Below are 10318 nucleotides of genomic sequence, written 5' to 3'. Positions count from 1 at the left end.
CGTGAGGTAGGGGTGAGGTGTTCGTGGGGGTGTCTCGCCAGCCAATAAGGCATCGAAACTTGATCCAATCGAAGCCCTTCGTTATGAATAAGATATAGAGCAGAAAAAACAGGATGGACAGTTGTCTGTCTTGTTTTTGTATGGATTTTCCTATCGAAAATCACTAAAAATATGATATAATGAAGTGTTAGAAAAACAGGTTTCATTTGCCTGGAAAGGAAAAATTATGTCTGAAAAGAATTTTTATATTACAACACCGATTTACTATCCATCTGGTAAACTCCATATCGGTTCTGCCTACACAACTATCGCTTGTGATGTCCTAGCTCGTTACAAACGCCTCATGGGCTACGATGTCTTTTATTTGACAGGTCTTGATGAGCATGGCCAAAAAATCCAGCAAAAAGCTGAAGAAGCTGGCATCACACCTCAAGCCTATGTTGATGGGATGGCAGTTGGAGTCAAAGAACTCTGGAAATTACTAGATATCTCATACGATAAATTCATCCGCACAACGGATGACTACCATGAAAAAGTAGTGGCGCAGGTCTTTGAACGCTTGCTGGCTCAAGATGACATCTACTTAGGTGAATACTCTGGCTGGTATTCAGTCTCAGATGAGGAATTCTTTACAGAAAGTCAACTTGCAGAAGTTTTCCGTGACGAAGCTGGAAATGTGACGGGCGGTATTGCTCCATCAGGTCACGAAGTGGAATGGGTATCTGAAGAATCATACTTCCTTCGCCTCAGCAAATACCAAGACCGCTTGGTCGAATTTTTTAAATCCCATCCTGAATTTATCACTCCTGATGGTCGTCTTAATGAAATGCTCCGCAACTTCATCGAACCAGGTTTGGAAGACTTGGCTGTTTCTCGTACAACCTTTACATGGGGTGTTCCAGTACCATCTAATCCAAAACACGTTGTCTATGTTTGGATTGATGCCCTTCTTAACTATGCGACAGCTCTTGGCTATGGTCAAGACGAACATGGTAACTTTGACAAGTTCTGGAATGGAACTGTCTTCCATATGGTAGGAAAAGACATTCTTCGTTTCCACTCAATCTACTGGCCAATCCTTCTGATGATGTTGGATATCAAATTACCAGATCGTTTGATTGCCCATGGGTGGTTTGTCATGAAAGACGGAAAGATGTCTAAGTCTAAAGGGAATGTCGTTTATCCTGAAATGTTAGTAGAGCGTTATGGACTAGATCCGCTTCGTTACTACCTCATGCGTAGTCTTCCAGTTGGTTCAGACGGAACCTTCACTCCTGAAGACTATGTCGGCCGTATCAATTATGAATTAGCCAATGACCTTGGAAACCTCCTCAACCGTACGGTTTCTATGATTAACAAGTACTTTGATGGGCAAATTCCAGCCTATGTGGAAGGTGTGACAGAATTTGACAATGCTCTTGCTCAAGTAGCTGCTGAATCAATCGCTGACTACCATACACACATGGAAGCAGTTGACTACCCACGTGCCCTAGAAGCAGTATGGACTCTTATCTCTCGTACTAATAAATACATCGACGAGACAGCTCCATGGGTCTTGGTTAAGGATGAAGCACTTCGTGACCAATTGGCAAGTGTTATGAGCCACTTGGCAGCCAGCCTTCGTGTCGTAGCTCACTTGATTGAACCATTTATGATGGAAACCAGTCGTGCAGTCTTGACTCAACTTGGATTGGAAGAAGTAGCGAGCCTTGAGAACTTGAGTTTGGCTAATTTCCCTGAGGGTGTAACAGTAGTCGCCAAAGGAACACCAATCTTCCCACGTCTCGATATGGAAGAAGAAATCGCCTATATCAAGGAACAAATGGAAGGCAATAAACCAGCAGTCGAAAAAGAATGGAATCCAGATGAGGTTGAACTCAAACTAAACAAGGAAGAAATTAAGTTTGAAGACTTTGACAAGGTTGAAATTCGTGTTGCAGAAGTCAAAGAAGTTTCCAAAGTAGAAGGTTCTGATAAGCTGCTCCAATTCCGCCTAGATGCTGGTGATGGTCAAGACCGTCAAATCCTTTCAGGAATTGCGAAGTACTATCCAAATGAACAAGAATTGGTCGGCAAGAAAGTCCAAATTGTTGCCAACCTCAAACCACGTAAAATGATGAAAAAATATGTCAGCCAAGGGATGATTCTCTCAGCTGAACATGATGGACAATTAACCCTTCTTACAGTTGATCCAGCTGTACCAAACGGAAGTGTGATTGGGTAAAAGTAAAAGACCAACGTTATCCACGTTGGTTTCAGATTTAAGACAAAGCCTTTAGACTACAAGTTTCTAAGGGCTTTTCTTTGTTGACTAAACTGAGATTTTCATTGATGGGATTCGTATTATGGTCGCAGACAATAGCCACAAATATACTCACTAAGTTCTAGGCAAGTAAGTTGGATTCATGAGTGGCAACTGGAAGTTGAGATTGGCTTGGGTCTGAAAAAACACGGGGAAAAAGCCGCTTGACCCTCAAAAGAAAGCGAACCTAAATCGAAAAAAATTCTACGTTGAAAAGTTATGTGGAAGTTGCTTTTAGAACTTACCATTATTTTTCTATCTTTATTAGAATGATTTCTAATGTAGAAGTATAATAGATTTTTTGGTATAATAAAGGTTATGGAAATCGAAAAAACCAATCGCATGAATGCGCTCTTTGAATTTTATGCAGCGCTTTTGACAGATAAGCAAATGAATTATATCGAGCTCTACTACGCTGATGATTACAGCCTTGCTGAGATTGCCGAGGAGTTCGGTGTCAGTCGTCAGGCTGTTTACGACAATATCAAGCGGACAGAAAAGATTCTGGAAGATTATGAGATGAAATTGCACATGTACTCGGACTACATTGTCCGCAGTCAGATTTTTGACCAGATTTTGGAGCGCTATCCCAAGGATGACTTTCTGAAGGAACAGATAGAAATTTTAACAAGCATTGATAATAGAGAATAAGAGGAAGAAAAATGGCATTTGAAAGTTTAACAGAACGTTTACAGAACGTCTTTAAAAATCTACGTAAAAAAGGAAAAATCTCTGAATCTGATGTCCAAGAGGCAACCAAAGAAATTCGCTTGGCCTTGCTTGAGGCCGACGTTGCCTTGCCTGTTGTAAAGGACTTTATCAAGAAAGTTCGTGAGCGTGCAGTTGGGCATGAGGTCATTGATACCCTTAATCCTGCGCAACAAATTATTAAAATCGTTGATGAGGAACTGACAGCCGTTTTAGGTTCTGATACGGCAGAAATTATCAAGTCACCTAAGATTCCTACAATCATCATGATGGTTGGTTTACAGGGGGCTGGTAAAACAACCTTTGCTGGTAAATTGGCCAACAAACTCAAGAAAGAAGAAAATGCTCGTCCTTTGATGATTGCGGCGGATATCTATCGTCCAGCTGCCATTGACCAGCTTAAAACCTTGGGACAACAGATTGATGTACCAGTTTTTGCTCTAGGAACAGAGGTTCCAGCTGTGGAGATTGTACGTCAAGGTTTGGAACAAGCCCAAACCAATCACAACGACTATGTCTTGATTGATACGGCAGGTCGTTTGCAGATTGATGAGCTTTTGATGAATGAGCTTCGTGACGTGAAAGCCTTGGCTCAACCAAATGAAATCCTGCTTGTCGTTGATGCTATGATTGGTCAGGAAGCGGCCAATGTTGCGCGTGAGTTTAATGCTCAGTTAGAAGTAACTGGGGTTATCCTTACCAAGATTGATGGGGATACTCGTGGTGGTGCGGCTCTATCTGTTCGTCACATTACTGGAAAACCAATCAAGTTCACTGGTAGAGGTGAAAAGATTACAGATATCGAAACCTTCCACCCAGACCGTATGTCTAGCCGTATCCTTGGTATGGGGGATATGCTCACTTTGATTGAGAAAGCTTCTCAGGAATACGATGAGCAAAAAGCCCTTGAAATGGCTGAGAAGATGCGTGAAAACACCTTTGATTTCAATGATTTCATTGATCAGTTGGATCAGGTGCAAAACATGGGACCAATGGAAGACTTGCTCAAGATGATTCCAGGTATGGCTAACAATCCAGCCCTCCAAAACATGAAGGTAGATGAACGCCAGATTGTACGCAAACGTGCCATTGTGTCTTCTATGACGCCTGAAGAACGTGAAAATCCAGATTTGTTAAATCCAAGCCGTCGTCGTCGTATTGCCTCAGGTTCTGGAAATACATTCGTCGAAGTCAATAAATTTATCAAGGACTTTAACCAGGCTAAACAGCTCATGCAGGGTGTTATGTCTGGAGATATGAACAAAATGATGAAGCAAATGGGAATCAATCCAAACAACCTTCCTAAAAATATGCCAAATATGGGAGGAATGGATATGTCTGCCCTTGAAGGAATGATGGGACAAGGTGGTATGCCTGACTTATCAGCTCTAGGAGGAGCGGGAATGCCAGATATGAGCCAGATGTTTGGTGGTGGATTAAAAGGTAAAATCGGTGAATTTGCTATGAAACAGTCAATGAAACGCATGGCGAATAAAATGAAAAAAGCTAAGAAGAAACGCAAATAAAAAAGGAAAGCAGAAGTGCTTTCCTTTTTGATATAACATATGTGCTTTCTATGATTAGGCAATTTTCTTAATCGAAAAATTGACTAAATAGAAAGAGAGATTTCAAATCCTTGCGTCCATTCGGATTTTACTGTGATTTCGATTTTTAAAGCATCTGCTAATTGTTTGACTAGATAGAGCCCCATACCTGTTGATTTTTTCCTTGTATCACCTGAATCACCTGTAAAGCCTTTTTCAAAGATATGAGGGAGGTCGCAAGCTTTAACTCCGCAGCCATTATCCCTAATAATCAGACTTGTGCGCCCCTTATCTTTTGACATAGAAATACTGAGTTCGGGCTTGTCAGAGCTATATTTAAGGGCGTTGGCGAGTATTTGAGAGAGGATAAATTCAAAACTGCGTTGATCGGTGTAGCAGATTCCATGTATGTTCTCTAGCTGAATCGTAAATTTCTTTTCTTTGAGCAAGGGATCAAAGTTTTCCAAAAGATCTTGGATACACTCTTGGAGGTCAAGGTCTTCAAATAGAAAATCATTTTTTTCACTTTTCATTCTGTAATAGAATAGTATCTGTGATACATTTCCTTGGATTTGATTTTTCACATAGTCCAACTTAAAAGTTGTATCCTTTGGCAACTGGTCACTTTGATTGTCCAAAAGGAGGGAAAGAAGCGATAGAGGGAGTTTGATTTCATGAGCCCATTTTTCAACATAGTCCTCGTATTCGGCTAGTAATGAGTTGAGCTTTCCTATTTCCGCTTGCCTTTGGTAAAGCGCATTTGCGATTTCTTCGATGCTTTCTTTCTCTGAGGCACTTGATAAACGCAATAAATCCAGCTCCGTATCCATCTTAGGATTGGCTATGAAGGCTTTATAGGCAGCGGATTTTTTTCTTTCTTTTCTTATCAGTAGGAATGATAGGATGAAAAAGAGCAGGACAGTAGCTAAAAGATAGAGAATGATGAGGGCTTGAAACTTTCTCACGTCTGAAAGCCAAAGCAGGACAGCTGTGAATAGATCAAATGCTAAGAGAACAAGTAACCAAGGCAGATAGGTAGCCAAATATTTAGGATTCTGTTTCATATTCCCTTTCCTCTTCCAATTTGTAACCGATGCCTCTGACGGACTTGACTTGAAGTGCAATGCCAGCCTGTTTCATCACCTTTTTGAGTCTTGCAATATTTACTTGAAGGGCATTTTCATCGATGAACTCAGTTGTATTCCACAGTTTCATGCTTAGTTCTTCTTTTGTGACGACAGAATCAGTTGCCACTAATAAAGTTTCTAACAATTTCCCTTGATTTTGGGGGAGTAAAATCGAGTGTCCATTGATATAAAGGGTATAGGTCTGTCTATCCAGCAGAAAATTATCTTTTTCAAGTAGATTTTGTCTGCCTTCATAGCGTTTCAAGATATTTTCTATACGTGCCAAAAATCTTTCTTTCTTGAAAGGCTTTGTTAGATACTCATCTGCCCCTAATTTCAGGGCGTAGATTTCATCTTTTAATTGTTCACGGGAAGTGAGAACCAATATAGGGACAGAGCGTTTTGACTTGAGATTTTTACAAATTTGAAAACCTGTTTCTCCTGGCAAATTCAAATCCAGTATGATTAGATCTGTATCGTATTGCAGCACTTGCTGGCTTGTATCTTTGAAGTCAGTCAACTTATCAACTTGATAACCCGCTTTCTCTAACAAGATGACAATTTCATCTCGAATCAAGGCTTCATCTTCAATAACCAGAATATGCTTCATATCGGTTCCTCCTTTTCCTATTTTATTCTACCTTATTCATCTCTTTTGGGTTCCATTAATGACAATAAGTACTTGTTGCTATTTTTCTTTACAATTCTGATATAGATGACTTCAAAGCCAGCTAAGAGCAGTACGATCAGCATGGCTGTGATAAATTTCTGCCCCATAACCATTCTTGCGCTAGTGGGCACTATTCCTGTGAGGAGGGAGCTCACTCCGAAGCTACTACTGATAAGTGCAAGGGCTATTGGTAGACCGAAATACCAGTTGACTTGCTTTTCTGACGATTTACAAAGAGTTTCGTAGTTGGCACCAAGATGGATTAAGGTCTGGTATCGTCTATAGGATTGTCTTTGTCCCATCAAAAACTGAACGCCGATAATTGTATTTGCGACAACAAGGAAGATGATAGACAGATAGATGGTGACATAGCTGGCAGAGATAATGTAAAACAATTGCCTTCCCATATTTTGTATATAGCTTTCATAGCCAAGAGAGGTTTGATTTAGCTTTTCATTGGTATCTGAGATAGCTCTCATCAAGCCTTTTTCCTTGACTAGCTCAGGAGCCAGGATACCGCTAACATAGTTCGAATAGCGACCGTCTGTATAGCTCATAAAAATCTCATCTGGAACTATGAGAGCGACAGAGAGGGTTATCTCATGATCCGTTACGATTGGCAAAGACTCCACCTCGCCAATCAATTTTACATCATTTCCCATGACTTTGATTTGAGGCTTTGTCTTTAGGACAGAGTTGACGAGACTTTCATCTGGCAGAAAATCTTTCCCCATATACAAATATGCTTCCTTATTAGTTAGTTCTAGAGGAGGAAGATTGGCAGCCTTTTTAAGTTCATTGTATTCGGAAACTGGTATGAGGTGGAAATTAGTAGACTGTTTAAATTTATGAAGCAAAACTTCCTTGTTCTTGTTGTCTTTTTGATTTTTCAACTCCTTGATTACCTCTTCAAAGGACACGGATTCGTGTTCTTTAGTTTGGCCTACTTTAATTTGCAGAATCTTTGAAAACTGTGATACTAGTCCGGCAGCTTCAAGCTCTTTTTTAACTGCATTTACATCAAGATTTTCATCTGTTTCCTGCTTGCTATCTCTAAATGTATAATCCAATACGTGGGTTTGATTGCCTGGATTGCCGCTTGCAATGGCCACACCTGCTCCAAAGAGGCACAAGGCAGAGAAGATTAAGAGGGAGCAGATGGCCAGTATAGTTGAGCGCTGGATAACTAATTCCTGAATCTGTCTAAAATTATAGGCATGAAGTTTTCGATTGTTTCCAAGCTTGACCAAAAAGTCTATAAATAAACGCATACCAAAGAAGAGTAGGATAGTTCCCAGAGTTCCTAAGAGAACGGTGATGCCCATTGTTATGACATTTTCCCAAGCTTGTCCACTCATACCCATGTAATAGGCTGTTCCTAGAAGCAAAATTCCGAGGACAGAAGCAAGAAGGTACACCCCCTTGGGGAGTAGTTTCTTCATCCCAGAAGGAGAATAGGCGAGCAGGTTTCCGATTTCCATATTGGCAGTCTTTGTACTTAAAAGGACAAAAACAGCTAATTTTACAGCTAGGAAGCCGATGACTGTATAGAGTAGAGCTGTGGTAGATAGAGAAAATTGATGTTCAATAATCCCTAGTCCCACAATTTTAGCGGTTATTAGGCTAATCAATTCTGAAATTAAGATGGAAATAGGAAGGCCTATTCCAAGGGCAAGGACACTGTTTCTCAAATCCTCGAGCATAAGTAGCAAGAACAGTTTGCTTCTTTGCATTCCCAGTGTGAGATAGACACCAAATTCATGTTTTCTCCTTTCCATCTGCATACTGCTTGCGAAGTAGACTAGAAAAAAGAGAATAAAGAGCGTTGCTACATAAAGAATGGGAATCATGCTAAAGAGTTTATTTACAGCGTCACTTTCTATTTGTTTTAGAAAGATCATCACATCTTGATGGGACAAAGAAAGGATGATGTAAAAGGAGATAATAGACAGAACCATAGAACTGAAATACAAGCCGTTATTTTTTCGATCTCTCTTGCTATTTCTTGAGACTAATTTAGAAAACATTACCATCACCTCCAGCTAGTGCAGCCATGACCTTTAGTATTCTGTGATAGAAGTCTTCTTGACTTTCTCTTGGATAATCGCGACGGATTTCATGGAATAGTTTTCCATCTTGGATAAACAAGATGCGGTTGCAAAAGCTAGCTGCTACGGAATCGTGGGTCACCATGAGAATGGTGGTTTCTTCCACTTGATTCATTTCGGATAATTTTTGCATCAAAATGGTCGCATTTTTTGAATCCAAAGCCCCTGTGGGCTCGTCCGCAAATACAATCTTAGGGTCTAAAATTAAGGCGCGCGCAGCAGCTACCCTTTGCCGTTGACCACCTGATAATTGAGATGGGAACTTATTCAGAAGTTCAGAAATATCCAGATACTGGGAAAGCAATTCTAACCGAACCTTGCCTGCATTGGCATCGACCTTGTGCAAAGATAAGGGAAGTAAAATATTCTCTTTGGCAGTCAGATTGTCCAAAAGCTCAAAATTCTGGAAGAGATAGCCAATTTCCTTGCCACGATAATCAGCTAACTGACTACCTTTTAACTGACCTAAATCTTTTTCTTGCATTTGAATGGAGCCGTCAGTTGGTTTGATGATAGTAGCGAGACAGTTAAGAAGGGTTGTTTTCCCAGAACCACTGCTCCCCATAATCCCTAAGAACTCACCTTTGACAACTTGAAAAGATATACCGTTCAAGGCTTTGGTGATATTCGGCTCTTTTCCATAATGCTTTTTTAATGATTCTACTCGTAAAATTGTTTCCATGTGAAACACCTCCATCTTTTGTTACTTTCATTATAATATGAATCAGAGTAGAATAACACTTACGGATGATGTAAGAAATCTTTATCATTAGGTTATTGGAGCTATACTTACTATATTATAGCATGGTTTCAAGGATTTAAAAAGAGGAGTTGAGAGTCGAGAAATTTTCCTAATATTGAAATTATAAAAAATAATACCACTGTAGTCCATGCTCCAGCAGTATTATTTTTTATTTTATAGGAAACTCTACTCCCACTCAATTGAGACTGGTATATCCCTATCCCTTGTAAATCAAGGGTTTAGAAGGGTTATATACTTCAATGGGGGGATTTTTCGGGGGGATTGATTTTTTCATATGTTGATTTCAATTAAATTTTACTCTTGTTTCTGATGCGGTTTGTACGGTAATTGCATTTGTAAGTAGTTGAGCTATCTCTTTATCAGCACCACTGTACAAGTACTAATGATAGTCAGCTATCAGGAACATATTCATACGAAAAAAGCGGTATTGATGGTTCTGAAATGGGATTCGAAGACGAAGAATTGACATTGCATTACGAACTAAAAGTAAGTGGTGATGAAAACATATTTAATATCAATCTCCTTTCAGAGAGAGGCAATAATGTGAAGTACCTCTATTCCGAGAAAGTAGCTATTGATACAGACAAACAGATTATCAGTGATAACAATGGTACTGAGCTGAAATATTCAGTTTCTGGAGATTCTGTAACAATGCCTGATTTAGCAGGAGATAGTGGTGAAACAGTAACATTAAGTAAATAGAATAAACCAAAAAAGAGAGCTTGATATGTAATCTATCAGGTTCTATTCTTGTAAGTTTGTAAGTAATATTTTATATTAATCATCTAATTACAGTTTTTTTACATTTTTTATTAATATTTCTGTATTGTCAATTAAAAATTTCCCATCATTATTACTAATAAACTCATTGATATATTTAAGAATACAAACATAATGATTATAGTAAACGTTATATGTATTTACATCTAAACAGAAGTGAGTTAAAGCAAATTTAACATGGTCAGTTCGTTTAATATCGGTGAAATCTACGATTTTTGCTCTATTGACATCAATTTTCTTTCCTAGAGCATATCTATTCGGAATTTCGTTATTATCACTATTATGAATGATACTATAGTCATTCATAATGGGTGTA

The 10318-nt window shown here is 39.3% G+C and carries 8 protein-coding genes and 1 pseudogene; 4 read left to right on the top strand and 5 right to left on the bottom strand.

What is annotated here, in order from left to right; genetic code table 11:
• The first annotated feature begins 226 nt into the window (after window positions 1-226).
• From metG to ffh, 3 genes are all read left to right on the top strand, one after another.
• On the top strand, window positions 227-2224 hold the full coding sequence (metG, locus tag QZ565_RS05775; RefSeq protein ID WP_295526827.1) for a methionine--tRNA ligase: 1998 nt from the start codon (window positions 227-229) through the stop codon (window positions 2222-2224).
• Window positions 2225-2620: 396 nt separating this feature from the next.
• Window positions 2621-2953 carry a putative DNA-binding protein gene (locus QZ565_RS05770; protein WP_004260758.1) on the top strand — a complete coding sequence of 111 codons (333 nt, stop codon included), beginning with the start codon at window positions 2621-2623 and terminating at the stop codon, window positions 2951-2953.
• An 11-nt stretch (window positions 2954-2964) separates the two neighbouring features.
• A complete protein-coding gene (gene ffh, locus QZ565_RS05765; protein ID WP_295526819.1) occupies window positions 2965-4536 on the top strand; it encodes a signal recognition particle protein in 1572 nt (523 codons plus the stop codon).
• 83 nt (window positions 4537-4619) lie between these two features.
• On the opposite strand, the gene QZ565_RS05760 is transcribed toward ffh, so the two are convergent.
• Genes QZ565_RS05760 through QZ565_RS05745 form a run of 4 tightly spaced genes read right to left on the bottom strand, consistent with a single transcriptional unit; the run spans window position 4620 to window position 9141 of the window.
• Window positions 4620-5618, bottom strand: coding sequence for a sensor histidine kinase (locus QZ565_RS05760; RefSeq protein ID WP_295526816.1), 999 nt, complete (start codon window positions 5616-5618; stop codon window positions 4620-4622).
• Window positions 5602-6291, bottom strand: coding sequence for a response regulator transcription factor (locus QZ565_RS05755; protein WP_042751014.1), 690 nt, complete (start codon window positions 6289-6291; stop codon window positions 5602-5604). Before QZ565_RS05755 ends, QZ565_RS05760 begins: the two co-directional genes overlap by 17 nt.
• A gap of 32 nt (window positions 6292-6323) precedes the next feature.
• Window positions 6324-8378: an FtsX-like permease family protein gene (locus tag QZ565_RS05750; protein ID WP_295526810.1), complete on the bottom strand. Its 2055-nt coding sequence runs from the start codon at window positions 8376-8378 to the stop codon at window positions 6324-6326.
• The gene (locus tag QZ565_RS05745) at window positions 8368-9141 is read right to left on the bottom strand and encodes an ABC transporter ATP-binding protein (RefSeq protein ID WP_295526807.1); all 774 of its coding nucleotides are present in this window, start codon (window positions 9139-9141) and stop codon (window positions 8368-8370) included. Before QZ565_RS05745 ends, QZ565_RS05750 begins: the two co-directional genes overlap by 11 nt.
• 522 nt (window positions 9142-9663) lie before the next feature.
• Between QZ565_RS05745 and QZ565_RS05740 the strand changes: the two genes are divergently transcribed.
• Window positions 9664-9924 carry a hypothetical protein gene (locus QZ565_RS05740; RefSeq protein ID WP_000505233.1) on the top strand — a complete coding sequence of 87 codons (261 nt, stop codon included), beginning with the start codon at window positions 9664-9666 and terminating at the stop codon, window positions 9922-9924.
• Window positions 9925-10011: 87 nt separating this feature from the next.
• On the opposite strand, the pseudogene QZ565_RS05735 reads toward QZ565_RS05740, so the two are convergent.
• Window positions 10012-10318: pseudogene (locus QZ565_RS05735) on the bottom strand (hypothetical protein); the annotation flags it as partial.

This window comes from uncultured Streptococcus sp. (assembly GCF_915066115.1).
Taxonomy (GTDB): Bacteria; Bacillota; Bacilli; order Lactobacillales; family Streptococcaceae; genus Streptococcus.
Note: the sequence above shows the minus strand (reverse complement) of the source record. Positions and strands in the feature narration are given on the sequence as shown.